Annotated in this window: 18 protein-coding genes; 9 read left to right on the forward strand and 9 right to left on the reverse strand. The window is 56.4% G+C overall.

The genetic code is table 11. From position 1 onward, the window contains the following. Positions 1 to 36 precede the first annotated feature (36 nt). The 3 genes from ACHZBF_RS18110 (at position 37) to ACHZBF_RS18120 (ending at position 4,182) form a co-directional block, all read left to right on the forward strand. Complete coding sequence (locus tag ACHZBF_RS18110) at positions 37 to 924, forward strand: YkgJ family cysteine cluster protein (protein WP_029134893.1); 888 nt, start codon at positions 37 to 39, stop codon at positions 922 to 924. Positions 925 to 1,292: 368 nt separating this feature from the next. Further along, positions 1,293 to 1,940 (forward strand): RT0821/Lpp0805 family surface protein, encoded by a 648-nt coding sequence (locus tag ACHZBF_RS18115; RefSeq protein ID WP_335340066.1) that lies wholly within the window; start codon positions 1,293 to 1,295, stop codon positions 1,938 to 1,940. Positions 1,941 to 2,142: 202 nt separating this feature from the next. After that, on the forward strand, positions 2,143 to 4,182 hold the full coding sequence (locus ACHZBF_RS18120; protein WP_321529203.1) for a V-type ATP synthase subunit I: 2,040 nt from the start codon (positions 2,143 to 2,145) through the stop codon (positions 4,180 to 4,182). Between the two features lie 127 nt (positions 4,183 to 4,309). Here the strand turns inward: ACHZBF_RS18120 and ACHZBF_RS18125 are convergent, their stop codons facing one another. Then, positions 4,310 to 4,711 (reverse strand): bacteriohemerythrin, encoded by a 402-nt coding sequence (locus ACHZBF_RS18125; RefSeq protein ID WP_321529204.1) that lies wholly within the window; start codon positions 4,709 to 4,711, stop codon positions 4,310 to 4,312. A gap of 209 nt (positions 4,712 to 4,920) precedes the next feature. Then, positions 4,921 to 5,367 carry a hypothetical protein gene (locus tag ACHZBF_RS18130; RefSeq protein ID WP_321529205.1) on the reverse strand — a complete coding sequence of 149 codons (447 nt, stop codon included), beginning with the start codon at positions 5,365 to 5,367 and terminating at the stop codon, positions 4,921 to 4,923. Positions 5,368 to 5,548: 181 nt separating this feature from the next. Between ACHZBF_RS18130 and ACHZBF_RS18135 the strand changes: the two genes are divergently transcribed. The 3 genes from ACHZBF_RS18135 to ACHZBF_RS18145 all read left to right on the forward strand — a co-directional run bounded on the left by ACHZBF_RS18135 (position 5,549) and on the right by ACHZBF_RS18145 (position 7,288). Then, complete coding sequence (locus tag ACHZBF_RS18135) at positions 5,549 to 6,076, forward strand: RNA polymerase sigma factor (protein WP_321529206.1); 528 nt, start codon at positions 5,549 to 5,551, stop codon at positions 6,074 to 6,076. 1 nt (position 6,077) lies between these two features. Further along, complete coding sequence (locus tag ACHZBF_RS18140) at positions 6,078 to 6,632, forward strand: hypothetical protein (protein ID WP_029134897.1); 555 nt, start codon at positions 6,078 to 6,080, stop codon at positions 6,630 to 6,632. Between the two features lie 206 nt (positions 6,633 to 6,838). Next, positions 6,839 to 7,288, forward strand: a complete 450-nt coding sequence (locus tag ACHZBF_RS18145; protein WP_321529207.1) for an OsmC family protein — start codon at positions 6,839 to 6,841, stop codon at positions 7,286 to 7,288. 189 nt (positions 7,289 to 7,477) lie between these two features. Here the strand turns inward: ACHZBF_RS18145 and ACHZBF_RS18150 are convergent, their stop codons facing one another. The 5 genes from ACHZBF_RS18150 to ACHZBF_RS18170 form a co-directional block, all read right to left on the reverse strand. Next, positions 7,478 to 8,908 carry an SLC13 family permease gene (locus tag ACHZBF_RS18150; protein ID WP_321529208.1) on the reverse strand — a complete coding sequence of 477 codons (1,431 nt, stop codon included), beginning with the start codon at positions 8,906 to 8,908 and terminating at the stop codon, positions 7,478 to 7,480. Between the two features lie 470 nt (positions 8,909 to 9,378). After that, positions 9,379 to 10,278, reverse strand: a complete 900-nt coding sequence (locus ACHZBF_RS18155) for a CoB--CoM heterodisulfide reductase iron-sulfur subunit B family protein (protein ID WP_029134900.1) — start codon at positions 10,276 to 10,278, stop codon at positions 9,379 to 9,381. Positions 10,279 to 10,294: 16 nt separating this feature from the next. Then, positions 10,295 to 10,918, reverse strand: a complete 624-nt coding sequence (locus ACHZBF_RS18160) for a 4Fe-4S dicluster domain-containing protein (protein ID WP_321529209.1) — start codon at positions 10,916 to 10,918, stop codon at positions 10,295 to 10,297. 12 nt (positions 10,919 to 10,930) lie between these two features. Continuing rightward, complete coding sequence (locus ACHZBF_RS18165) at positions 10,931 to 13,186, reverse strand: FAD-dependent oxidoreductase (RefSeq protein WP_321529210.1); 2,256 nt, start codon at positions 13,184 to 13,186, stop codon at positions 10,931 to 10,933. Positions 13,187 to 13,190: 4 nt separating this feature from the next. Then, a complete protein-coding gene (locus ACHZBF_RS18170) occupies positions 13,191 to 14,477 on the reverse strand; it encodes a CoB--CoM heterodisulfide reductase iron-sulfur subunit A family protein (RefSeq protein ID WP_321529211.1) in 1,287 nt (428 codons plus the stop codon). 514 nt (positions 14,478 to 14,991) lie between these two features. Here ACHZBF_RS18170 and ACHZBF_RS18175 point away from each other — a divergent pair. Both ACHZBF_RS18175 and ACHZBF_RS18180 read left to right on the forward strand, forming a co-directional pair. After that, entirely contained in the window at positions 14,992 to 16,827 is a 1,836-nt protein-coding gene (locus ACHZBF_RS18175) for a hypothetical protein (RefSeq protein ID WP_321529212.1), read from the forward strand. A gap of 112 nt (positions 16,828 to 16,939) precedes the next feature. After that, positions 16,940 to 17,464, forward strand: coding sequence for a TIGR02281 family clan AA aspartic protease (locus tag ACHZBF_RS18180; RefSeq protein ID WP_321529213.1), 525 nt, complete (start codon positions 16,940 to 16,942; stop codon positions 17,462 to 17,464). A gap of 74 nt (positions 17,465 to 17,538) precedes the next feature. Here ACHZBF_RS18180 and ACHZBF_RS18185 read toward each other — a convergent pair whose 3' ends face one another. Together ACHZBF_RS18185 and ACHZBF_RS18190 are read right to left on the reverse strand one after the other, a co-directional pair. Next, positions 17,539 to 18,018 carry an HU family DNA-binding protein gene (locus ACHZBF_RS18185; protein WP_029134906.1) on the reverse strand — a complete coding sequence of 160 codons (480 nt, stop codon included), beginning with the start codon at positions 18,016 to 18,018 and terminating at the stop codon, positions 17,539 to 17,541. A 292-nt stretch (positions 18,019 to 18,310) separates the two neighbouring features. Beyond that, positions 18,311 to 19,870, reverse strand: a complete 1,560-nt coding sequence (locus tag ACHZBF_RS18190; protein ID WP_321529214.1) for a gamma-glutamyltransferase family protein — start codon at positions 19,868 to 19,870, stop codon at positions 18,311 to 18,313. 485 nt (positions 19,871 to 20,355) lie between these two features. Here ACHZBF_RS18190 and ACHZBF_RS18195 point away from each other — a divergent pair, with 485 nt between their 5' ends. After that, entirely contained in the window at positions 20,356 to 25,383 is a 5,028-nt protein-coding gene (locus ACHZBF_RS18195; protein ID WP_321529215.1) for an SUMF1/EgtB/PvdO family nonheme iron enzyme, read from the forward strand. Positions 25,384 to 25,714 lie beyond the last annotated feature (331 nt).

The raw sequence follows: 25,714 nt of genomic DNA on the forward strand, positions 1-25,714 counted from the left end.
TCCCTGTTGATTTACACGCTGCAAACCGAGGCTCCCATGAGCGAAAAATTCGATGTTCCATTTCAAAGTAACGTAGTGCCCACCATTCTGGAGCTGGGCTCCACCCTCCAGTTCAAGTGCCACAAGGGGATCTCCTGCTTCAACGCCTGCTGCCGCAATGCGGACATCACCCTGACCCCCTACGACATTATTCGCCTGAAACAGCATCTCGGAAAAAGCAGTACCGAGTTTCTCAAGGAGCACACCGTACCGTTCCAGATGGATCAGGACGGCTTGCCCGGCGTCAAGCTGCGTACCGATAATGACGGTGCCTGCCTGTTCATGACCGACGAAGGCTGCAGCGTCTACAAGGACCGCCCCACCGCCTGCCGTTACTACCCGCTGGGTAACATGATCCGCCTGGATACTGGTGCCAAGACCGAACACGTCGACTACGTTCTGATCAAAGAGGATCACTGCAAGGGGCATGAAGAGGATCGGAAACTGACTGTGCAGGAGTACCTGATTGAGCAGGAGACCGCCCAGTACGACGAGATGAACCGTGAGTGGCAACAGCTGATGCTGATGAAACGCTCTGGTGGCCCCAGTGTCGGCAAGCCGCCCGAGGCGACTCTGCAGATGTACTTCATGTGCTCATTTGATATGGAACGTTTCCGCCGCTTTGTGCTGAGTGACAACTTCAAGGCCACCTACGACCTGGAGGATTCGCTTTATGAAGTGCTGGCAAAAGAAGATGTCTCCCTGATGCAGTTCGGTACCCGGCTGATGAAACAGGTGTTCTTCGGGCTGCGTACCATCCCCGAAAAGAACGGGGTGTGGGAGAAACGCATGGATGAGCGCCAGGAGGTGTGGGAGGCGCGTCGCCAGGCCGAGATCCAGCGGCAGCAGCGGACTGAAGATGAGCGGTACAGTGGTGATGATTGATATGCAGGCCGCTATTTAAGCGATCTAGACGACCCCACAACAAACGGCCCTATTACGGGCCGTTTGTTGGTCTGGGCCGACATGTTCGGTGTTATGTGCGGTTTAAAGAGCGTAGGCCTAGTCTATAAGTTGCCAGTATTCCCCTTCTAATACCGGAGAACGAGCGTTTTATCAGCACGTCCGATACAGGTTCGAATCTCAATTCGCTACCACTCTTGTGGGGCACAGACCGGCAACCCTATTTTTTTCCTTTTTATAGTTGGTCCGTGAGTTGCCCTAGTATGGGAATTGTGCTGTTCAGCTAATATTCATATTCAATACGATATTCTGAACGCCGGAATCGGACGCAAACTTCAAAAGGAATAGTTATGGATAGAAGAGCCTATAATCCTGTATTGATCGCCACCCTGTTAACCTTGTGCTTTAGCTTAAATGCACAGGCATATGATCGGGATGACAATCCACCCGGATGGCGTGGCGGTCCTGGCACGAACTGGGAGAACCCGCCAGGGCGAACCGGTGGTCCCGGGGCAACACCTGATCGTAAAAGGTATAAAGAGTACGGTTACCAAAAGCCAAGAGTGATTCACCGTGGCCACGACTACAAAATACCGGCCAATCGGATAAGGCATTATCGTGATATTGTTATTGTTCGTCCCCATGGCCATCTATACCCCGGTTATGGGCACTTCTCCCGCGACAATGATGCTTTCAAATGGCTCGCGTTTACAGCCATTACTATAAAACTGCTTGATAACCTGAACGAAGCTCAGCAGCGAGAGCATGAAGCGGCTCAAGTCCGGGCGACGTCGGCTCCGATAGGTGAAACTATTTATTGGAAAGAGGGGGGTGCATCAGGAAGTGTGACTACAACGCGGGAGGGAACCAGCACTTCCGGGCGTTACTGCCGTGAATTTCAACATGAAGTTACCATTGGCGGAAAGAAAGAGCGAGCCTATGGCACAGCCTGCCAGCAACAGGACGGTAGCTGGGAAATAATCTCTACAGGGGACTAATCGGCCAGCATAAGGGAGTTGCTTGTAGTAGTCGCAACCTGATCTGACGGTCACCGATTTTTAGGGTGACTGTCAGGTCAGATTCAGCCTGTGAACTTTTCCTGACATATTTGTTTCCGTCTTTCAGCGTGGCCGACGGTGATCAATGTGGAGGACTCGATAGAAGCGATTTATATACTTTCAATAGAGTCCGACCCCTTCCATGACCCAAGGTATACTGGGTGACTTGCTTCTGGTCTATCCGGCCTTGATACTGGGATTCAGGAAATCAAGCAGAAAGGTAGGCCGGGTCAAAACTTCACGCCGCTATGCTGATTGGGTGGAGTATTGGCTGTTTCGGGGGGTTACAAGGAAAACAAGCTTGCGAATAGTGGATAACTTGAGGGAACTCGTGCGGCCCAGGGAGGCGAGCTGGTTCGAGTTGTATGTTCCCAGAAACCAGACTGTCTACGCAATCGAGTCGCTTGCCGCTACCGGTGAAGTGCAACTCGAACCCGGTGCGCGACAGGCGTCCCACCTTCATCTGGAGAATATTCGCCAGTCGCTGTCAGAACTGGATGAATTCTGCAAGACCCATCAGATTGCACTGCCTGTTTACCAGGTTGCACCTTCAAAACTGATCTCATCACCAGAAGAGACTGCAGAGCAGGCGCTTTACTACGTGCGCCACTGGGGTGAACGTCTTGTTTCATTGCAAGAGGAGATGCACCGGCTGCAGCAGGAAAAGGAGAATCTGAGATTATTGCAGAAACTGCTGAAAGCGCTCCATGAAGATGACACTGGAATCGAACTGTTTGCACACCACGGTGATTTTCTGTGCAAGGGAATCTATGCCTGTCCGCACAGTCACCCGATGAATCCGGTTTTGAGCAAGATCGTAATTCGCTCGTATGTCCAGGACGAAATGGTGTTTTTCCTGTTTGCCGCACTTCCCGACCAGCAGACCGATGTCAATCACTTACTGGAGCAATCGGACTGTATCGAAGTAGATATTCCTGACTGGCTTCCTCCCGGAAGACCCGCACAAGAACAAGGCATTGCAGAGCGGCTGGCCACTATCGAGCACCTGTACCACGATATTCAGCACAAAATCGAGCTGCATTGGGCCAGTAGCGAGCTGAAAAAGACTCTGGCGAATGCCACGGTATTGCGCTGGTTTGTCGACAATGCCAAGGAGGTGACCGAGCACGGGGAGTACTGCCATGTAACCGGGTGGAGCTCCCTGGAAAAACCCGCCTCGGTGGAATCGGTTCTGGAAAGTGCCAATATCCATGCAATTGTTCGCCATCCGTTTCCGCCTCTGAACTCCCTGCCACCGGTGCGTATGCTGGAGACCTGGTGGAGTCGGCCGTTTCACCTGTTCCAGGCCTTCTCAGGCACACCGGGAAGCAACGAAATCGACCCGGGCTTTATTATACCGATCGTCGTACCCCTGCTTTTCGGTTTCATGTTTCCGGATGTCGGCCACGGGTTGATACTGCTGTTGGTCGGAATCTTTTTTGGCGTCCGACAGCGAAACATACGTTTCCTGATCCCCTGCGGTGCCTCCTCGATTATCTTCGGCATATTGTTCGGTGAACTTTTTGGAATGGAAGGGTTATTGCCGGCGTTATGGTTTCGTCCGCTTGATGAACCTCTGCGGGTATTCGGGGTTTCCCTGCTATTTGGCTTTGGGCTGATTTTGACCGGTATGGTTTTTTCCGCGATCGAGGCGAGGTGGCGCGGGTTGGGCCTTGAATGGTGTGCCAGGGAAGCGCCGATAGTGGGATTGTATATCACAGCCGCTATCGGCATATTTTTTCACACAGCATTGGTAGCAATGCCAGTTTTTCTGATCTGGTATCTGGCCGGTAGCTCCTGGGTGCAAAGCCGGCGTGGGAAAATAGAGATTTCAGTGACCATCGGAAGTCTGTTGCAGACTGTTTTTGAACTGTTGTTGAACAGTGTTTCATTCATGCGAATCGGCGCGTTTGCTCTGGCCCATGCCGGACTCACCATTACCGTCATCATGCTCGCAGACAATATAGATAACGAGGCGGGTTATCTCCTGGCTCTTGTTATCGGCCACCTGCTGGTAGTCGGAATAGAGGGATTGGTCGTCTTTATCCAGACCACACGTCTTATTTTCTTCGAGTTCTTTATCCGCTTCCTGCGCGTTGACGGCAGACCGCTAAAGCCACTGGCGCCACCGGGGATGAATAGAGTGGATACGAAGATCAAGAGTGTCAGATTCGATAAATAACAGACTAAAGGCGCAGCGAGGCAGGCCGGTCGCTTCTTACCTGCCTTGATCGATGAAAGCAAGCATGGGAAAAACGGGACAGATCTATTTCATCCGAAATCTCGGGCGGAGCAGCGCTCCTTAGTCGCTACATCACCCCAGTGAGCCATTCCCCCAGCTTCATATCAACAACCAGGATGTGCTCGGTCAGCCAGTGCTCCAGGTACTCGAAGTCCCCTTCGCTCATCTTTCCCCCATCCTGCAGGTACTTCTGCTGAAATGCGCTGGCACTTTCGATCAGTTCCCTGTGTTCGGCCTTGTGTCCGGCGAATTTCGGGTAGTTGTATTTCAGCATCAGGCGTTCTTCATGCCGGAAGTGCCAGATGGTGCAGGCGATCAGCTCCTCAAGTAAGGCTTCCCGGTATTCAGGGGATTCATCCTCCGCCACGGAACGGTTGAAGAGGTTAAGCAATTCCACCAGCCGTCGATGATCTTCGTCTATCTCATCGACCGTGACACTCAGCGTTTTGTCCCAAACCAGTTCTCTCATGGCACACCTCTAAACCGGGTAGATGTTCAACAGGTCACTGGCGGTCATATTACTCTCCCTGCCCACTGGTAGGAAGGGTATGGGGTTTCTCCAGATTTAAGGGTGATATGTGGGGTCCGATTGAATCTCCCCTGAATGCCGGGGTCGGGTCAGCCAACAATTGGGGGATTTACGTCGGGAAATATTGTCCGCCGACCCGATTACCCGGCTTATTTAAAGTGCTTCTGGTAAGTTTCCATCTGGCCTTTCAGTCGGATTGCGTTCTCTCTGGCTGATGCATAGTCGTCAGCTTTGGCCAATGCATTGATCGTCGGGACGTGCTCGTTCAGAAACACATGTAGCTGCTCATGGGCTTCGCCGGTCATGGTGCAGCCGGTGATAAGTTTCTCCATTTGCTGTTCAAGTGCCGTGCCTGCCGCATTCAATCCCCCAAGCGTTGAGTGATCAGCGGCAAAAAAGGTTTGCTGCATCATCTGTGACATGGTGCGGGTGTGATCGTCCATCTCCCAGCGCTCGCCATTGTTCAGACTCAGACCTGTTTGTGTGACGACTGACCCATGACTGTCATGTCCGTGACTGTGTTCTTCAGCGGTATACCCATGGTTGGCGAATGTGGCGGAAAGGGCCATCAGCGCTACCAGAATTGATTTCTTCATACTATCTACTCCTGAAAAATATTGGTTTGCTTACACCGGATAAAACGTTTTAGAAGTTGGTATTGTGACAAGTGAAATAAATATTTTTAGCCATAACACACCCGGCCATATAATTCGGCATGCGAAAATACTTTTGTCACAAAATGACCGGCTGCCCCGTATTACTGGTTGGGGGATGTGAATGACAGATGAGGAGCTGATGCGGGCTTACGTAGAGGGTGACGTGGATGCGTTCCAGTTACTCTATAACCGGCATAAGGCAAGAGTATTCGGTTTTCTTGTTGCCAGGTTGAAGAGCCGTGCGGAGGCGGAAGAGGTGTTTCAGGAGGTTTTTACCAAACTGCATGCTCATCGTTTGAAATACCGCAAGGATGCCCCTTTCCTGGCCTGGCTTTTTACTATCGTGAGAAACAGTCTGGTGGATCACGTCCGTAAACAGAATACGCGAGGAAAGTACCTTGAATTCAGTTCTGAAGCAGTAAATGCCGCTATGCATGAGCAGAGAGCCAATAAGGATGTGAGTGAAGCAATTGCCGAGTTGTCGAGTCTCAGTAGTGAACAACGCATGCTCTTGAGTATGCGTTTCAATGAAGATCTCTCGTTTGCGGAGATTGCCGAATCGATGGAGATCTCCCAATCCAATGCCAGGAAGATTGTCAGCCGAGCGATACAGAAGCTGCGGAGCCTGATGTCAGGCGAGGAGCAATAGCGTGAAAAATTCCCGCCTATCCGATATTGAAATAGAGACGCTGCAGGAGTTCTGTGAATTTGTCGAAGCTCAACCCGTGGAGCCCTCTCCCTCTGCTGATGCGCGAATTACAGCCCGGGTGAAACAGGATCTGCAGCCGTCAATCGGGTGGCTGTATGCGAAGTTCGCCACCATAGAGGCGGGTGCCGGTGTTGCCACCCTGTTTTTCTGCCCCCAGTTTGGATTTGCTTTTAGTGGCCATAATGCGTTCTTTCATGCCCTGCATGAGCAGACCGGTTTTTTCACCTTTTACCTGATCTGTGGCCTGCTGTTTGTGGTGCTCGGGGCAGCGATGAGTGCGCTGCTGCTCAGTTACAATGAGCTGAAGTCGATCAAAATGAGCAAGTATCTCTACTACCTGATGTTTGGTGTTGTTGCCTTCCTGTCATTTTTTGTGGCGGGTGCGGAGATCCTGTGGCTTAGCGCAATGCCTTGGATACTGGGTGCCTACCTGGGCAACCTATTGGGCTTTGGGGTGGTTGCACGTGTTCGCGAGACACGCCGGAGCGCTTATTGAGGAGCCGTGAAAAGTAGCCGAGTAACCACGTGGGCACAATTGAGGTGCCTACCCTGCATGACTTGCAAGACTGGAAAAAATGATCCAGGACGATCATAAATACGTTTTACTTCAGCGATTTGTTATCCTTGGTCCGATGACCAGCGTTACCAGAGCTGGAGCTTCTCACCCCCCTTGCACCATTCGACCCCGAGGTAGTGCTGTTTATGTCCGAACATAAAATAGATCTGGAGTGGCAGGGTAGTTCCCACTCACCCGAAGAGTCCAACTACACCCGTAACCATGCTGTTTCTTTCAGCGACACGGTTCAAGTCACGGTATCCTCTGCCCCGGAGTACAAAGGAGACCCGAACTGCCCGGATCCGGAACAATTGCTGACCAGCGCCCTGGCCAGCTGTCATATGCTGACATTTCTCGCCATTGCGGACCTCAAGGGCTTTCGCGTGGAGAGCTATCGGGATCGCGCCACCGGCTTTCTGGATAAGGGTGACAGTGGCCGCCCGCAGATTACCCGCATCGAGCTACGCCCGCGCATTGTTTTTGGCGGAGAAAAACAACCTGATGCAGCCGCTATTAAGCGAATACATGCCAGTGCGCACAAGAACTGCTTTATTGCGAATTCAATCAAAGCCAAGGTTGACGTGCTTGATACATAGCGCCGGGAGAAATCAGGGGCATGTATATTTACCATGAGCGTCAATGCCTGCCCAGAAGGGAATGTTTTTTCACCAATGCGGGAACTAACTGATTCAACCACTCCGTGCCTCGTAAAAGCAGAATATTGAGTCAGTAATTCGTTATGGACTCTGATCCCATTCGTCCAGTCCCCATCTGTCCCAAGGGCCTTATAACCAGCCCAGCAGACGCCACCAGAGATAATCCAGCGGCAGTAGCAACACGATAGTGACCAATGCCAGTAGCAGCGCCAGTACGATAGCCGGGCGCGTGCTTTCACCCGACAGCCGCATCGCTATCACCAATGGCGGTGCCTGGAAGAGCAGCAGCGTGGTGGAGAAACCCAATACCTGGGTCATCAATACGGTCTTGATCGGTAGCCCCGAGGCGAGGGCGATTTGATCGGCCAGCGGCGTCAGTACGGCCGGAACGCCAGGCTGTGTCGTTGCAATGCCGGTAACCAGCGAGATGAATGCCAGGGAGGTATAGTTCAGCAGGTTGTTCCCGGGTTCCAGCGGCAATATCGTGGTCAATTGTGTGGCGGCACGCGCTCCCAGTCCGGAGTGCGAGATCAGGGCCCCCATGCCCAGCACCCCGGCAATAAAGAACAGCGGGCTGTAATTGATATCGTTACTGAACTGCTGCGCGCTGATCAGGCCGATGCGCGGCAATAACAACAACATTGCCGCGCTCAGGGCTATCCATGCCGGAGAGATGTGGTGAACAAAATCGGTTAGCCAGAATGTCAGAGCCAGCAATAGTATTCCCGCCATTTTCCATTCGATGCGGGAGAGCGGCGAGCTGTTGTCGGTCCTGCCGGTGTAGGGTTTCGGCCGGTCGGGAAAGCGCCAGACGATCAGGCCGATGATCACCGCGGACTTCAACAGTCCAAGCACTGGAAAATGGAGCAGCAGATACTCGCCGTAGAGCGGGGCGATACCGAACAGGGTCTCGGATGTACCGACCAGGATCATGTTTGGTACATTGGCCGGCAGAATAGCGAAAGTGGGCACGAAAGAGCCAAAGGTGGCGGCCAGCAGCACACCAATCCGCCCATTTGAACCGGCGGCAAATCCGAACGACTCCGCCAACGCCAGGATGACCGGAACCAGCAGCACCACCACCCGCCCCATGGATGAGGGCATCAAAAAGCCAAGCAGCACGCCCACCAGCATGACGCCGCTGATCAGGCTGAGATAACTGCCGTTTAGCTTGAGAGCGATGCTGTGTGCCAGACGTTCGCTGAGCCCCGAACTTTTTGCCCCCAAGGCAATTACCAGGCCGGCGAATACCATCCAGAATGCCGATGACGAAAAACCGGAGAAAATCACACTTGATGGCGCTACCCCCACTAACATGGCCAACAGGAAAAACAGCAGTGCAGTGAGGTGCTCAGGCAGTTGTGAGGTGGCCCAGAGGCCGATGGCGATGATCGCCAGGCCGGCCGCTCTTCCCTGTGCCGTTGGCAACTCCAGCGGCGGCCAGCACAGTAAAATCAGACCGGTGATAGTGGTTACTCCTGCTATCACCAGAGGCATGCGGATACGTGGCAGTTTGTGACGAAGTGCCCCGGCGTGTTCTGCGGGCGGCGGTGTATGCATGTTGGATTTCCCGGCAGTGTTGCTGATGGATCTATTCTCCACGAATCTGGTGCGGCGGGTTTGCGATAAAATGCCAATAATTATCGGTAATCCGACAATTTTATCCTCTATCCAAAACAACAGCCGTCCGTATGTCAGACTCCAGTTGGTCCGCTACCTTGCCATGCGGCTCGATTATTCCCGGGAAACGGAAACAGACAGGCGGTAAATCCGGGATCAAATCGATCGCACCAGAATACCGGTGTGATCGTGGACAGTTGTCAACACCGGATGGAACCGATAAGACTGCCGTTGGAATCCGATACGGATTCCTGTTTCGGCGCCTTCCATGGTTTTACTCTGCTGATGCTGGCGATTTAGCGGGGCAATCAGGTCAGGTTGCCTGTTGTTGCCGACCGAGTAGCATAAAAACAAACGGCCCTCAAGTGAGGGCCGAAACTTCTTGTTATATTGATTGCTTTTTAGTGGAACTATTTACCGGCAATGTCTTCCAGTGACTTGGCGCGGATGATCTGGCCATCCAGTGCCGAGTCCTTGCTGTTGCGGCCGAAGGCGACGCTCATCAGCTGGCTGTAATAGACTACCGGCATGTTGAACTTGCTGCCGAAGCGGGCGTTGATCTGATCCTGGTAGATCTCCACGTTGGCCTGACACAGCGGGCAGGGGGTGGCGATCAGGTCGGCGCCATGATCATAGGCCGCCTCGATAATACCGTGGATCATCTCCTGGGACTTCTCCGGCTCGGAGAAGGCCAGGGCGCCGCCGCAGCACTGCACCTTTTTCTCATAGGTGGGGATGGAGTCGGCGCCCACGCTCTCGATGATGTGATCGAGATAGACCGGGTTCTCGAACGACTCCTCGGCAATGCCGAACGGGCGGTTGGTCTGACAGCCGACGTAGCTGGCGATTTTCAGACCTTCCAGCGGCTTCTTCACCTTCGCCTTGATCGCCTCGAAACCGATATCCTCCACCAGCACTTCCACCATGTGGCGTACCGGAGTCTGGTTGTTCAGTTTCAGGTTGATTTCGTTCAGCGCGGTGTTGGCGTCGCGGAACATGTTGGCGTCTTCATGCAGGCGCTCTTTTGCCTCGCGGGTAGAGAGCCAGCAGGCGGCGCAGGTGGCGATGATCTCCTGGCCGGGGTTGTGCTGCTCGGAGAGCGCGATATTGCGTGCCGACAGGGTCAGGCGCGGCAATTCGCCACCGCCGCCGTAGCCGATGGAGGCGCCGCAGCAGTTCCAGTCCGGGATCTCGTTGAGCTGGATATCCAGCTCGTCGCACATGGTCTGGGTGGCGCGCATCATGTTGGATGATGAGGCCCCTGTCTGTGAGGAGCAACCCGGGTAGTATGAGACTTCTTTCTTAGCCATCTTGGTCTGTCCTCACTTAGCTGTTGCCCTGGTATTTCGCATCTTCGATCTCCTGGGCCTTCTTGATCATCTTCTGCAGACCGCTGGTGTCCTTGATGCCGTGACCGCCAAAGAACTCCATGGCGTTCATGCGCTTGGCCTTCATCATGTTCTGGCCCAGCTGCTTGTTGGCGAGGGCGTTCTTGATGCCCTGGCCGAAGCCGTCCTTGAAATACATGGACAGCCCCAACTTAAGCTCATTCACCCGGCCCTTTTTCATCAGGTTGTCCCAGAAAATCTGCGAGAACTGTTGGGTCGGCTGATTTTTCGGCACCAGGCCCAGGCGTTTCGCATAATGCGCCAGGCCGTGCATGATGTGGGTGATGGGCAGGCCGCGCGGACAGCGTGCGATACAGTTGTAGCAGGAGGTGCACATCCACATGGCGTCGGAAGAGAGTACTGCCTCACGCTTGCCGGCGCGGATCATCATGAACAGCTTCTGTGGAGTGTGCTCCCAGGCGTTGCCCAGCGGACAGGAGCCGGCGCAGACCCCGCACTGCATGCACATCTTGACCCACTCGCCCTCTTCGACGTTGGCTTCAACCTCCTTCAGGAAGCTGTTGCGGTACCTTTCGGTCATTGCGGTATTTAAATCGCTCATAATCCGTATCCCCTAGAACTTGAACGGGCTCAGGCCGATCTTCTCGACCGTCTCTGCCATATCGTTGATCAGTTTGGGTGCACGCTCTATGTCGGTGATCGCCACCTCGTAGACCACGACACGCTCCGGCTCCAGGTTAAGCGAGGAGAGGGTGTCTCCCACCTTGCCCATACGCTCATGGGCCATGGCCGATCCACGCACGAAGTGACACTGATAGTCGTCGCCCTTGGCGCAACCCATCAACACAATGCCGTCATAGCCGCTGTTGAGTGAGTCGGTGATCCAGGAGAGGCTGACCGAACCAAGACAGCGTACCGGGATGACGCGGGCCCAGGGGTTGATCTCCACACCGTTCATGCCGGCCTGGTCGAGTGCCGGATAGGCGTCGTTTTCGCAGGCCAGCACCAGGATGCGTGGCTTTTCGTCGAACTCTTCAGGTACATCGACGTTCTTGATCTGCTGATTGACGGTCTCAACCGAGTAGTTCTCGAACGAGATCACGCGCACCGGGCAGGCGCCCATGCAGGTGCCGCAGCGGCGGCAGCGTGACTCGTTGAACATCGGATAGCCCTTCTCATCCTCGTTGATGGCGCCGAACGGACACTCCACGGTGCAGCGCTTGCACTGGGTACAGCCATCCATACGGAAGCTGGGGAAGGAGAGGTCGCCGGCACGCGGGTGGGCGGCCATGCCCTTGCCGGCATTCTCGGCGGCCTGAATGGCCTTCATCGCGGCACCGGCCGCGTCGTCCTGAGCCTGGCGCATATCCATCGGACGGCGCAGCGGCCCGGCGGCATAGATACCGGTACGACGGGTCTCGTAGGGGAAACAGATGAAGTGGGAGTCGGTAAACCCGTTCTTCAGGTGCGGCAGGTCAGTACCCTGGCGGTAGTCCAGGTTGAGGATCGAGTCGACGCTGACGCTGGGCGGCGGCGGGGTATCCTCCGCGGCCTCGGCGGCCTCGTCCTCTTCGTCGATCACCATCGGCACGGCGTAGGGATCGGGTCCGGAGTTGGGGATCATACCCACGTCCAGCACCACCAGATCAGCCTGCATGCTGGTCTCTTCGTCTAGAATCAGGTCCTGGAATTTCACCTCGAGGCTGTCACCAGGAACCACTTCGCTGACATTGCCCTTGGAGAAGGTAATCATCTTCTCCTGGCCGGCACGATAGAAATCCTCGCCGGCGGCACCCGGGGTGCGCAGGTTGTTGAACAGGATGGTGGTGTCACAATCGCTGTTCTGGTCCTTGAAATACATCGCCTGCTTGATGGCGATCAGATCACCGATACCGGAGTGGTAGGGGAGTTGTCCCTCTTCGGTGGAACTCTGGCCGACGTTCTGTACAAAGGCGACCGCCTTGACCTCTTTGCCGTCGGACGGACGCTTGATCGGTCCGCCGTTGGCATCCTTAACCAGCTTCTCCAGCTCGGCATTGGTGACAATGTCCGGACTTTTGCTGTAGCCGTATTGTGGCAGGTTAGAGGGATCGTACAGCTTGAAACCGGTGGCCTGTATGATGGCGCCAAAGGTCTCGGTGTTGACGGTGCCTGACTCGGTGGCGATATCCACGCTGAAGCGGCCGGGTGCGCCGGCGGTCCTGGCAACGGTGCTGTTGAGATGCACGGTGATCAGGTCGTTGGCCTCGATCGAAGCGATCATCTCGGCGACGCCGGTGTCCCTTGGCTCTTTATAAGGCGAGCGGGTGGGAATGGCCTTGCTGTAGTCGGCCGCCTGGCCGCCCAGTGCGCCCTGTTTCTCAACAATATGTACCGGATAACCGGCCGCGGCCGATTCGATTGCCGCGCTCATGCCGGTGATGCCACCGCCGACCACCAGGATGGTCTTGTTCAGGGTCTGCTCACCCGAGGCTTTGGGCATTTTCATGGAGCGCAGTTCGGCGCAGGCCATGCGGATGTAGTCATCCGCCATTTCCTGGGTGGTCTCCTGGTGCTCGGGTTCATCCGGGCGGACCCAGATAACACCCTCGCGCAGATTGGCGCGGGTCATGGCTACTTCGGTGAAGTTGAATGCCTCCACCTTGGCGCGGCGTGAGCAGGCGGCGATCATGATGTGAGTGGCGCCCTCATTGCTGATATCATCACGAATCAGCTGCACGCCCTCGCTGCTGCAGAGCATTTCATGCTGTTTACAGGACTGCATCTTCCCTTCACGGGTGGCAATCATCTCCAGCTGACTGGAATCCAGTCGCTCACCGATCCCGCAGCCTGTGCAGATATAACCGGCAAATTTCTTTTCGTCAGACACGTTGTTAACCCTCCGTTCCGGCGACTCGGTTGACTACCTGAATGGCGCGCAGAGCGGCGCCTGTGGCCTGTTGGACTGCGCGGTTCACATCCAGGGCATCGGAAGAGCAGCCAGCGGCGAAGATACCGCCGTTTTCCGTGGCTGGCTCAATAAAGCCCTCTTCGTTGATCACGATATCCACCGGGAAGCTCGACTTGTCGACGCTGGGCTGCATGCCCACCGCCAGTACCACCAGGTCATGTTCATTGGCGTAACGGTGATAGCCCTCGGTATCCACCCCGTTCAGAACCGGATTGCCGTTTTCCCGATTCTGGGTGATCGAGGCGACCTTGGATTTGATGAAGGAGACGTTGGGATTCTCCCGCACCGTCTGGTAGAAATCCTCAAACCGGTCGATGGCGCGGATGTCGATGTAGTAGATGGTGGATTTGCCCTCGTCGCCCAGCGCTTCCTGCACGTAGTGGGTCTGCTTCAGGGTGGCCATGCAGCAGATGCGTGAGCAGTGCAGCAGGTGGTTCTTGTCACGGGAACCGGCACACTGGATAAAGGCGATGTTCTTCGCCACCTCGCCATCGGACGGACGGACGATCTTGCCGCCGGTCGGTCCGTTGGGATCGGCCATGCGCTCGAATTCCACATTGGTGATGACATTCTGGAAGCGGTCGTAGCCATAGGGCTGGATCTTGTTGGCATCGTACGGCTGCCAACCGGTGGCCCAGACCACGGCGCCGGCCTTGAAGGATACGGTCTCTTCCTGCATGTCGAGATCGACCGCGCCTGCCTTACAGGCGGTCTTGGCCTTCTCCGCATCCTCGGTACCGAGAATGGCCGGGTCAATGACATAACGCTGGGGATGGGCCATGCGGTGCGGCAGGTAGGCACCCTTGCGCTTGCCCAGACCGTAGTTGTACTCATCGTCAAACTCGGCACTGACCGCCTTGGCGCAGTCGCCGCAGCCGGTGCAGTTGTCATTCACATAACGGGGGCTGATCTTTACGCTGGCGGTGTAGTTGCCCGCTTCGCCCTGAATGTCGGTCACCTCGGCCATGGTGAGGATGGTCAGATTCGGGTTCATCTTGGCCCGGCGCTGATTGATCTCCAGTCCGCAGGTGGGATAGCAGAGTTTGGGGAAATATTTGTACAGCTGAGTGACACGACCACCAACATAGGGACGCTTTTCAACCAGAACGACCTGCTTTCCGGTTTCGGCGGCTTCCAGGGCAGCGGTAAGACCGCTGATACCGCCACCGACCACCAGGATGGTCTGATTGGTTGCAATTACTTCCGTCATGGATTTTCCTCCGTCGCGGAAAGGGTTCAATCGATAAGCTGGGCTTAGGATTCTGTCGGGCCTAACACCGATCTACTGCGGCTTTCCCTCGCTACGATCGGTCAAGCCCGGCAGATTCCTAGGGGTCCCGTCTGGGATGTTCAGTCACCATAACAGGGTACGTAGAAACCCATAATTTAGAATTTGGTAAGATACTCTTCTTGGTTCCATCCCGCCAGATCAAACGGGCGATCTATCAATCGAAATTTCCAATGACTCCATAGGCATGTTATATGAAGAATCTGCTGCATATAAACGGAGTTGATGGCATGAACCGGGCTATACTTTTAAGTGTGTAGGAAGCTTAATAGGATAGAAGCCGGCAGACCGGAAATGGTCGGGCTGTCGCGAGTCCTTTGATCTGGATATGCCCGGAAGCAGAATAACACAGGGTTGCGTAGAGTGAGCGGAACTTTCGCAGTACGCGGAAACATAACAAACGCGCTTATATCAAGAATGTAAAAGGTGAGCGGCTGTGGTCAATCATAATAATCCCTATCTCCTCCCCAAGCGTGTCCCGCCGGCCAGCGGTGACGATACTTTTGAACCCAAGCGATTCAGGCAACTGATTGAGCAGTTGCCGATCGGCAATATTGGTCAGGTATCCCAGAGTCTCCATCATCTGCTGAAACAGATGAATGCCACGGTGGTGCCTGTATCCAGTCGGGCAAACAACCTGGAGTTGATGATCAAGCCGTTGTTAGTAGCCATGGATGTGTTGGCCAAGGGCTTTTCCAGAGAGCCGCTACCGCTCAACAAGCGGGCCGCCATGTTGTCCGAGATGCACGAGAGCCTATGTATTCTGGCGACCCAGGGTTACAAGGTGGTCCTTGATCAGTATCACCATGAATCCTTCACCAGTCAGTTTTTACACAAGTCCAGCCGTGCCATTGCCCTGCATCGGGTACTCTATTTTCTTGGCCGGAGCCTGTTGCATGCCTACCAGCTTTATCGGCCGGCCCCCCCGTACATCTGGCAGGAGATTCATGGAATCCATCGCTATGCGTTTGACCTCAAGCTGGCCGAGCGCGAGATGGACAATGAGGACCAGAGCCTGCGCCAACAGTCGTCAGTAAGCGATCTCTACAAACAGATCCTGCTGCTCTCCCTGGCGGGCCCCTACCGACTGATGCAGGGTGAAGTGATACGGGTTTATCAGGCATTGTCGCGCTGGGCACCGGATGCGCAACTGCTGGACCTGGGTAAGTCCAATGGTGATGCCGGCCCCTTTATAGTGGATATCGGTATCGATGAGGCACCGCGCTATATGGGGGCTGAGCGGGATCATCAGGTGCTGCGCGGGTGGGTGCTCGACACCGGTAACATGGCGGTTCGGTTGGCTGATGAGTTGCAGGCAACCGCCGCCATGCACGGTGCCATGCGGCCACAGGATTCACCGGATAAACTCTCTCCTGATCTGCTGGCGCGGTTGATGCTGACCTGGGGAATCGGCTCCAGGCGTGTGGCCGAGCGGGATGAAACTCAGGGTGAGGTGGCGCTGATCTGTGGTTTGCAGATGATCTATAACGAACTGGGCGGTGAGCCGTTGCCCAATGCCGCCGGTAAGCCGGGGGCGTTTGGTATGACGAAGCCCGGGGAGGAGGCCGAGAAACCCAGAGGCATACCACAAGCCCTGCTGGAGTCTGATGAGTATGTCATTCAGGACGATCCGCAGCTACAGAGCATCCGGCGCTGGATTTCCGACAACAATGCGCCTGCCATGCAGGCGGCCACACCGGCACCAGTGCCTGCAGCAAAACCCGGAGACGAACAACCGGCCAAGCCTGTTTTCCGGACCTGTCCGGTATACAACGAGAGCAGCAGCGGTTACCACCTGGGATGGGGGCTTGGCGCGGAAGCGTCTATCAGCGTGGGTGAACTGGTAGCGGTGCCCCATCGGGATGCCGACGGGGTGGAGTGTCTGCGCCTGGGCGTGATTCGCTGGATGCGGGTTGAGCGTCCGGATGTGATCGACTTCGGCGTGGAACTGATCATGGGTGATGCGCAGCCGGTTATTTTTTACCGCCAGTGGGGGCGGGGCAAGCAGGACGGGTATTGGCCTGGCCTGCTGCTGCAGCGTCCAAACGAGGATCAGACGGTTATTACCGCCCCGTTCTATTCCGAACAGGGACAGCGCACCTGGCTGATCTCACAGGGTGAAAAGCGTCAGATAACGCTCAGCAGGGAGATCGAAGCCACGGCGTCCTTTATTCAGTTTTATTATCATGATTCAGCTCGGCCCAAACGCGAAGAAAGCGCTGACGACAAGACAGACGAGGCGGATTTTGAGCAGCTCTGGACCAGTCTCTGATGTCGCTCTGCCCTCCATGCCTGACAGGTGAACAAGTCCGGGGTTGAACTCCTGCCATCTGCGCAATGTCTGCAGATAAGGTCAGGTTGTAACGGGTATTGGTGGAGGTGTAATGAACCACGGGCAGGGTAGAGAGACTGGTGGTATCGGGAGATGGATGATGATTCTCTCCTGGGTTTTACTGCTGGCGCTGATGTCATACCTGTTCAGCGATATCCTCGAGCGACAGCACAATCCCAATGAAGCGCCGGTGACCCTGCGTGATGATCAGGGCAATACTCAGGTTGTATTGAAACGCAATCGGGCCGGCCATTATGTGGCCAGTGGTCGCATCAACGGGCATCCGGTGCTGTTTCTGCTGGATACGGGAGCAACCGATGTGGCCATCTCCGATGAGCTGGCCGAGCGACTGAGTCTTCCCAGAGGTCGACAGGTGTTCAGCCAGACCGCCAACGGCACCGTGGTCGCCTGGCAGACGCGGTTATCTGAAGTTGGATTGGGTGAGATCACTCTGAGCGATGTCAGGGCAAGCGTCCTGCCAACCATGGCGGGCAACGAAGTATTACTGGGTATGAGTTTTCTGAGGCGACTGGAGTGGACGCAGCGAGGCGACGAGCTGACGCTGAAGAAACTGTGACCGGCGCGACCGGGATCACGACAGGTTGAAATGAAACGGACGGCTACTGCATGACAGGCCGTCCGTTTTTCCTATCAGGCGACGGTATCTTTCAGTGCCTTCAGGGCGGTGACCTTGACCACCGTGGTTGCCCGCTTGGCGGCAATCTTGATCGGTTCACCGGTCGCCGGGTTACGACCCATACGGGCCTTGCGCGCCGGTTTGACCACGCGGCGGACTTTTACCCCGGTTTCAGGAATGGCGAATTCACCCGATCCACGACGAATCATGTGGCCCTTGACCAGCCCGCCCAGTGAGTTGAAAACATCCCCAACCTGTTTGCGGGTAAGGCCGGTCTCTTCGGCAATCGACTGAAGGATCTGGTTCTTGGTCTGTTTGGCCGCAATGGCTTTAGGTTTTGCCGGAGCGGCAGCTTTCTTGGCTGGAGCCTTTTTCGCGGCGGCTTTCTTGGCGGGTGCCTTTTTAGCAGCGGCTTTTTTGGCGACAACCTTCTTCTTTGCTACGGGTGCTTTTTTAGCAGCAGTTTTTTTTGCAGCTTTTTTCTTGACGGCCATGGAAAACTCCTGAGTTAGACCTGATGAGTGCGCGCTAAACATAGCATAGATTTAAGGTTTTCCAAGTGTTTCAAGACAGAAATGCGCTAAAAACCGGTCTTTTTCACGTTTTACAGGTGCCATGGCCAGCTGTATATGGGCTGGACACGCGAGCAGCTCTTGAAAACCAGTGGTCAAAATGATTCAGCAACGGCAGGCGATAGCGGATCCAGCAGTCGACGAATCGGGTATCTGTGCAGGGCGGGGTTTGATATTTACGCTGCCCCTCGCTTACCCAAGTATGGGTTAGGGCCTATACCCGATAGCAGACCCCGCCCCTGCGGCTGTCGCCGCTGCCTGAAAGCTGTCCATTGCGTTTACGCATCACCGAGTGAGCCCCGCCAAAAAACAGGTTCTTGTCGGGCCAGCACCGAATGTCGGCAAACTCCTTTCGCAACGCCTGGATGGCGTGGGTGGATGGTCCGGCTTCAATGTTCAGCAGGTCGGACTCGAAATGCATACGTGGCTGTTCAACCGCCTGCTCGATCTCCATGCCGAAATCGATCAGGTTGACCAGTACTTGCAGAATGGCGCTGCGAATCCGGTTCGAGCCTCCCGAACCGACGGCTATGGTGTCGCCGTCGGGTGTGATGACCAGGGAGGGAGACATCATTGAGGCGATGCGCCGATTGAGGGGCCACTGATTAAAGCCGTGCGGATTGATATCTTCCTCGCCGAGCATGTTGTTCAGCATGATGCCGCAGCCGGGCAGCACATAGCCGGAGCCTTCCCCGTTTGACAGGGTCATGCTGGCCAGGTTGCCTTCGCTGTCGGCGATACTGATCTGGGTGGTGCCACGGGAGAACCCTTTATGGTTGCGCATCACCTCGCGATAGCTTTCGATAAACTCGCTGGAAAGGATCTCGTGCTCGATGTTTGTGGCCGGGCCTGAACCGAGCTCCCGGTCGTTGCGCAGTTGCTGGGTCAGCTTCATGGCATGACCGATGCGGCCCAGATGGTCTGCGCTGTTTACCGGGTACCGCCCCAACTTCTCCTGCTCCAGCAGTGCCAGGGTGAAGGCGATCAGGATGCCGCCGATGGCGGGTGGCGGGTTGGTGAAGAGTTGGCTGTTGTGATATTTCAGAGTCAGCGGAGAGCGTCGCGCTACCCGGTATGACTCCAGGTCGGTCCGGGTAAGGCAGCCGCCATGGGCATGGCAGTCGCTGGTCAGTTGACGTCCCATCTCACCCTGGTAAAACAGCTCTTCACCTTCCAGGGCCAGAATCTCGAAGCCATCCGCCATGGCGGGATTGCACACCGTTTCATCCAGTTCAGCGATTGCCCCGGGTTTCCGGCTGCTGGCATGCAGCTGTAACGCCTGTGGGCTTGACTGGATGATGGGTGAAACAATCTCAGCAATATAGTGCTGAAAGCTGTTCAGCCGGACACCGCTACGGGCTGCCTCGCAGGCCGGTTGGATAATTTCTCGCAGTGGCATTCTGCACAGGTCGCGGTGGATGGCGAAAGCTCCCTTGATAGCCCCTGGAGTTGCAATCGATCCCATGCCGATATGAAACTCCTGCTGGGCCGTGCCGAAGTCGGCGACAATGGGGAAAAAATCGAGTTCGGATTCAACCGGTCTGCCGTGAGGTGTCTGGGCAAAAAAATCATACAGCAGCGGCTTTGCTCCGGCAGTCCGAGCCGTCAGAAATCCACCCCCGCCAAGAGACGCCAGTACCGGTTCCGCAACGCAGCCGGCAAACATGGCCGCCAGGGCAGCATCAAAGGCATTGCCGCCGGTCCGCAAAATTTCTGTCGCGGCGCGGGCGGTGACTGGATGGCCGGCTGCCACGATTCCTGCTGCTTTCTTCATTTATGCTGTTCTCGGGTTGAATCTGTGGCATCTGTTCAAGTATTGGTCTAATAATGCCGATAAACTCGGTAATTCCACTGGGTAGTTTCCATCCTGAAGCGGCTGTAGGCAAGGCGGTGGGCGGGAGTTTCGCCAATTATTCAGTGATGTTCGGATCAATGAAAATTCAGCAGCGGAAAACTGTATCGTCGATGCTGTCCGGGAGATGCACAGATTGCCAGGCCGTTTTGATTGCCCGTCGATTCAGTATTTACAGGGTTTCCCGGCGGGTTGACAACAGTGGGTTTTATCCCGGGGGGATGGCTTCCTCGGCGGCCCGGAAGCCAGGATAGTCTGTTCTATGCTTTGTCCGTGGCCAAGTGCTGCAACACGCAATGCGGGGCGATCGGGAGTGATGCGCCGCATTGTGATTTGAACCTGTCATCTGGCAGTCCAGGGTGCATGACGTGTGGACGTCATCCGGGTGAGCTTTCGAGGGATTGGGTATGGCGGTAGTGCCAAAACAGAATGGCTTGAATATATTGCGGAAACTGGTTCCGCTGAACACGCTCACAGAAGAGACGCTGGCCGAGCTGATGGAGGCGGTTGCGTTTGAGAAAATTGCCAAGGGCGATTTTCTGTTTCGCGCGGGTGATACCGATCCTGAACGGATCTATCTGCTGTCGGGAAAAGTTGCCCTGCTGGAGCACGGCAAGGAGATCGACACTGTCACCGCCGACAGCAATATGGCGCGCTATCCCATTGCCCATCATATTCCACGCAAGTTTTCCGTCCAGGCCACAACCAAGGCCGAGATTGTGCGCATCGACAGTCACCTGCTGAGCGATCTGTTGACCCGTGGCGGTAATGCCCTGTACCAGGTAGAAGAGCTGAATGCGGATGCGGACGATGACTGGATGAGTCAGTTGTTGCAGTCACCGGTTTTTCAGCGCATACCGGCGGCCAATATCCAGAACATCATGATGCGCATGGAAGAGGTACAGGTTTCGGCCGGAGAGATGGTGATTCGCCAGGGTGATGAGGGGGACTACTTCTACCTGATTAACCGGGGGCAGTGTTCAATCACCCGGCAGCGGGGCGATGGCGAAATCGAAGAGATCGCACAACTCGGTGCAGGCTACTGCCTGGGGGAGGAGTCACTGCTCTCCGGGCAGCCGCGAGGCAGCACGGTATCCATGCTCACGGATGGCGTTCTGTTTCGCCTGGGGAAGAAGGATTTTGTTGAATACATCAAAATGCCGCTGGCCAACGCCATCAGCTATGACGAGGCGCTGAACCGGGTGGAGAAGGGTGCCGTCTGGCTGGATGTCAGATCCCCTCATGAGCATCAGCGTATTCATATTAAAAAAAGCAAAAATGTTCCATTCAATAACCTGCGTTCTGCATTACCGGAACTTGATACGGATAAAACTTACATTGTTTATTGCCAGGACGGTCTGGTCAGTTCCACGGCCGTGTACCTGCTCATGGAGCAGGGGCTGGATGCCCTGGTGCTGGAGCGTGGCCTTGAGTCGGTTCCTGACGATGCGGTGAAGCGGGACAAGTCCCGAGATGGCGCGGAGATAATTAATCTGCGACCGGAAAAGGATAATTTGCCGATAATCGAACATGGTACCGGTTCAACACCGGATGATGAGGCCGGGTTGCTGCGGGAGCGCCTGCAGAAAACCGAAACCCAGGCTCAGGAACAGTTGCAGCGGGCGCGCAAGCTGAAGCTGATGCTGGAAAAGCTGAAAGGGCGCCTGGCCGAGGCGGAAAGCGGTGAAGCGCGGGCGAGTGAAGAGAGTCGCCGGTTGGCGGCTGATATAGAGAAACTTCAGGACCAGCTTAAAGAGCAGGAGAAAGCCGGCGCGAATTTGAAAAAGCAGCAGTCGTCCATAGAGGCCCAGCTGGCAGGGGTGACGGGTGAGCGAGATCAGCTGCAGGAAGAATTAAGCAAGGTGTGTCAGCAGGTCGGCAAACTTGAAAAACGCCTGGAGACGAAACAACAGGATGAGATGCAGCTGAAGGCATCCCAGACCGAGGCCGAGGCCGAACTGGAGCGGATTAACAGCGAAAAGAGCGCGTTGGCTGAGGAGGCTGAAAGGCTTCAGGGTGCGCTGCATGAGGCACAAGCTGAGCTGCAGAAACGCTCCGCCGAGCTGACACAGTCGCAACAGGCGATGGAGGAGGCGCTGGCGAAGCAGCAGGATGAGTCGCAGTTGAGGGCATCCCAGGTCGAGGCCCGGGAAGAGCTGCAACGGGCACTGACTGACAGCCAGGCCGAACTGGAGCGGATTAGCAGCGAAAAGAGTGCGCTGGCAGAGGAGACTGAAAGGCTTCAGGGTGCGTTGGATGGGGCTGAGGCTGAGCTGCAGAAACGCTCCGCTGAGCTGACACAGGCGCAACAGGCGATTGAGGAGGCGCTGGCGAAGCAGCAGGATGAGTCGCAGTTGAGGGTATCCCAGGTCGAGGCCCGGGAAGAGCTGCAGCAGGCACTGAACGACAGTCGCACCGAGCTGGATCAGCTCAGTGCGGAAAAATCCGCCCTGGAACAGACGGCCGGGCAACTTAGGGAGGCGCTGGATGGGGCGCAGGCCGAGCTGGAAAGGTTGCGCGATGAGCTGGCGCAGTTTCAACAGTCGTCCCGGGAGGCGTTGGCGAAACAGCAGGCCGTGGAGAGTACCCTGCAGGAACTCCAGGAAGAGGCGGCGGCGCTGCGCCGCGCCAATCAGGCGGTGCAGCAGGAAGCGGAGGAACAACGGGGTTCCCTGACCGAGGCGTTGGCGGAGGCCACCAGCCGGATCGAATCACTGGAAGAGAGCCTGGCGGAGCGTGGCGACGATGATGCCGCGCGACTCGAGGCGCTGGACACGGCCAAAAAACAGCAGCGTTTGGATCATGCGGAACTGGAGCAGTTGCGCAATGAGCTGGAGGGAGCCAGCGCCCGTATCTCGGAGTTGGACGCTGAACGGCAGGCCCTGCAACAGGCGCAACGCCAAAGACGGAGCGAGCAGGAGGCCAAGCTGCAGCAGTCACTCTACGAGGCGGTGGAGGGGCGCAGTCACGCGGAGTCCGAGCTGCGGATCGCAACCGATGAGCGGGACAGGGTGGCAGCGGAGCTGAAGGTGCTGCAGAAGAGCTTTGGCCAGCTGCAGCGACTGGTCGATGAGCGTGACAACATGCTGGTCGAACTGCAATTGCAGATACAGCAGAACAAGCATACAGAAGTTGAGGATCATTTGGCGGTTGGCCAGCAGCAGGCAGAGCTGGACCGGCTCACCGCGGCGCTGGATGCGGCGAACTCCGAACTGGAATCAGCCCGGCAGGCGGTTCAGGACAAGGCGCGGTTGCTGGAGGACCTGCAGCAGACGCTGGATACGGAAAAGGCCGCGGCGGAGAGGATGAATGCCCAGCTGGAGGCGTCGGAGCAGGCGCTGCTCGGGGTGCAGCAAGAGCAGGAGCGGCAGGCTGAAAGTATCGCCAGCCTGAGCGACGAACGAAACCGCCTGGAACAGCAGCTGGAGAGTGACCGGCAGCGCATAGACGAGCTTGAAACCCAGCTGGCGGCGGTGCAGCCTGATGCCTCAGAGCTGGATGCATTACGCGAAGAGCTGGCAGAGGTGACTGCGGCAAGAGTTGCTGCCGAAACCGCGCTGGCAGAGTCTGTCCGGATGAGCGACAGCAGCCCGGCAGAACGCAACGAAATCAAGGCGGTCCAGGCTGAACTGGAGACCCTGAATGATGCGCTGGATGAGGCGGACAAGGCCTACGAGGCGCTTGACCGGGAGAAGGCTCAACTGCAGCAGGAGCTGGAGCGGTTGCAGGCAGAGGCGTCAGGAACTGGAGACCATGCGGGGCTGATTGCGCAGAAGGAGGTGGCGGAGCAGGAGGTGACGCGACTCTCCCGGGAGCTGGAGCAATTGCGTGAACAGGCCAAGGCTGACGTGGCCGCAGCGGAGAGTGCCTCTGATGAAGCGCCGGCGGCGCGAGTTGTGGAACTGCAGGCGGCGCTGGAGCAGGCGCATATCCGGCTCAAGGAGCTGGAACTCGGCAGCTCCGCCGATGCGGCGGAGTGTGAAGTACTGCGACAGGATATCGACAAGCTGAAGCGTTCGCTGGATGAGCGCAGCGCAGAGCTGGAGCGGACACGCAAAGAGAGCCTGTTGCTGGAAGAGAAGACCGAAGAGCGTAATAGCGAGATAGATCGCCTCAAGCTGGCACTGGAGGCGGCCCAGGTGGACGCCGATGAGGCGGTATTTAAAAAGGAGGAAGCGCTGGCGGCGCGCAAACAGGTAGAGGAATCACTGTATGCGCTGCAGAAACAGGTTGAGCATGGGCGACCCAGGGATGATCTGCTGGACAAGCGGCTGGCCGCGTCGGTGGATGGGCTGGATGCCGCGCCGGGTGGTACCAAACAGAAGCTTGTTGGTGCTCTGGTGGGCGCGGTGCTGGCGTTTGGGGCGGCGGAAGTACTCTCCATGCTGGGGGGCAATGGTGAGATCATCAGTGCATTCCTGGATAAAACAGGCGTCGAGACAACTGCCGCGCCTGGGCAGGCTGCGCCAGTTCAGCAGATCGCTTCGCTGGCTACATCGGATTCAGAAAAGATGCCGGCACAAATCCCCTCCGCTGCGGCGCGGCAGGAACCCGACAAACCACCAGCGGCATCACCGCCCCTGGTCGCTGAACAGCCCCAGATTGCCCCGGCACCGACGGTTGTGGCCAAACCTGCAGCGGTTGTAACCAAACGTGAACCGGTTGTCGCCAAAGCGCCGCCCAAGCCCCGGGGGCCGGTTACCGGGGCGCGGATTCAGGATCGGCTGGCTGATGGCGGAAGCGGTCCGGAGCTGGTCTATATTCACGGCGGTACATTCCAGATGGGCAGCCGTATCAACCAGCTTGCCAGTGAAGAGCAGCCGGTGCACGAAGTGAATCTGAACAGCTTCAGTATCGGGCGCTATGAAGTGACCTTTCGTGATTATGAACAGTTTGCTGCCGCCACTGAGCGTCCCTTGCCGGATGATCTTGGTTGGGGCCAGGGTCCGCGACCGGTGATCAATGTCAGTTGGAACGATGCCCGAGCCTATACCGAATGGCTGAGCGAACAGACCGGCCAGCGCTATCGCCTGCCGACCGAGGCGGAGTGGGAATATGCCGCGGCGGCGGGTACCGATACGCCTTATTGGTGGGGGTTTGAGTTGGGTTCCGGTAATGCCAACTGCTTCAATTGCGGCAGTGAATGGGATGGGGCGTCAACCGCGCCGGTAGGTCGCTTCGAGGCCAATCCGTTTGGTCTGCACAACACCGCCGGAAACGTCATGGAGTGGGTGGAGGACTGTTATCACAACTCCTATGACGGGGCACCGGTGGACGGATCAAGCTGGCAGGAGCCGGCGTGCCGCGAACGGGTGGTCCGGGGTGGTGCATTCAACAAGCCGGGAGAGAGTCTGCGGGTCACCCGACGGGGACGGCATGATGTGGATGCCCGACTGCTGGTGCTTGGCTTCCGGGTGGTCAGGGAGGTGCGGTAGGAGTCTGTCGGTTCAGCCCCTTCATGACCAAGTAAAAGACCCGAGACGCTGCAGCGTCTCGGGTCTTTTTTACGCCGGTTAGCGCACTGTTTGATTATTCAAAGAAACTATCGATAGGTTTCAGCATGAGATCGGATTTCAGCCATGCCGGCTCATGTTTTTGCACAAGCGGGACCTCCTGAAGTTGAAGTATGGGGTGCAGGATGTCGGCTGGTCCGTCTCTGAGGACCGGGGCTGGCCGCTCGGTGGAACGTTTCCGCTGGAGTCGTTCGCTGCTGGCCATGTCATATACACAGATCATTTTGCACTCCCCTGGAGTCGGTGGACTGAT

The organism is Sedimenticola selenatireducens, from assembly GCF_963675335.2.
GTDB lineage: Bacteria > Pseudomonadota > Gammaproteobacteria > Chromatiales > Chromatiaceae > Sedimenticola > Sedimenticola selenatireducens.

Bases quoted from the DNA above. Each gene is read 5' to 3' on its own strand.
- ACHZBF_RS18110 (WP_029134893.1), top strand. From the start codon at position 37: ATGAGCGAAAAATTCGATGTTCCATTTCAAAGTAACGTAGTGCCCACC.
- ACHZBF_RS18115 (WP_335340066.1), top strand. From the start codon at position 1,293: ATGGATAGAAGAGCCTATAATCCTGTATTGATCGCCACCCTGTTAACC.
- ACHZBF_RS18120 (WP_321529203.1), top strand. From the start codon at position 2,143: ATGACCCAAGGTATACTGGGTGACTTGCTTCTGGTCTATCCGGCCTTG.
- ACHZBF_RS18125 (WP_321529204.1), bottom strand. From the start codon at position 4,711: ATGAGAGAACTGGTTTGGGACAAAACGCTGAGTGTCACGGTCGATGAG.
- ACHZBF_RS18130 (WP_321529205.1), bottom strand. From the start codon at position 5,367: ATGAAGAAATCAATTCTGGTAGCGCTGATGGCCCTTTCCGCCACATTC.
- ACHZBF_RS18135 (WP_321529206.1), top strand. From the start codon at position 5,549: ATGACAGATGAGGAGCTGATGCGGGCTTACGTAGAGGGTGACGTGGAT.
- ACHZBF_RS18145 (WP_321529207.1), top strand. From the start codon at position 6,839: ATGTCCGAACATAAAATAGATCTGGAGTGGCAGGGTAGTTCCCACTCA.
- ACHZBF_RS18150 (WP_321529208.1), bottom strand. From the start codon at position 8,908: ATGCATACACCGCCGCCCGCAGAACACGCCGGGGCACTTCGTCACAAA.
- ACHZBF_RS18155 (WP_029134900.1), bottom strand. From the start codon at position 10,278: ATGGCTAAGAAAGAAGTCTCATACTACCCGGGTTGCTCCTCACAGACA.
- ACHZBF_RS18160 (WP_321529209.1), bottom strand. From the start codon at position 10,918: ATGAGCGATTTAAATACCGCAATGACCGAAAGGTACCGCAACAGCTTC.
- ACHZBF_RS18170 (WP_321529211.1), bottom strand. From the start codon at position 14,477: ATGACGGAAGTAATTGCAACCAATCAGACCATCCTGGTGGTCGGTGGC.
- ACHZBF_RS18180 (WP_321529213.1), top strand. From the start codon at position 16,940: ATGAACCACGGGCAGGGTAGAGAGACTGGTGGTATCGGGAGATGGATG.
- ACHZBF_RS18185 (WP_029134906.1), bottom strand. From the start codon at position 18,018: ATGGCCGTCAAGAAAAAAGCTGCAAAAAAAACTGCTGCTAAAAAAGCA.
- ACHZBF_RS18190 (WP_321529214.1), bottom strand. From the start codon at position 19,870: ATGAAGAAAGCAGCAGGAATCGTGGCAGCCGGCCATCCAGTCACCGCC.
- ACHZBF_RS18195 (WP_321529215.1), top strand. From the start codon at position 20,356: ATGGCGGTAGTGCCAAAACAGAATGGCTTGAATATATTGCGGAAACTG.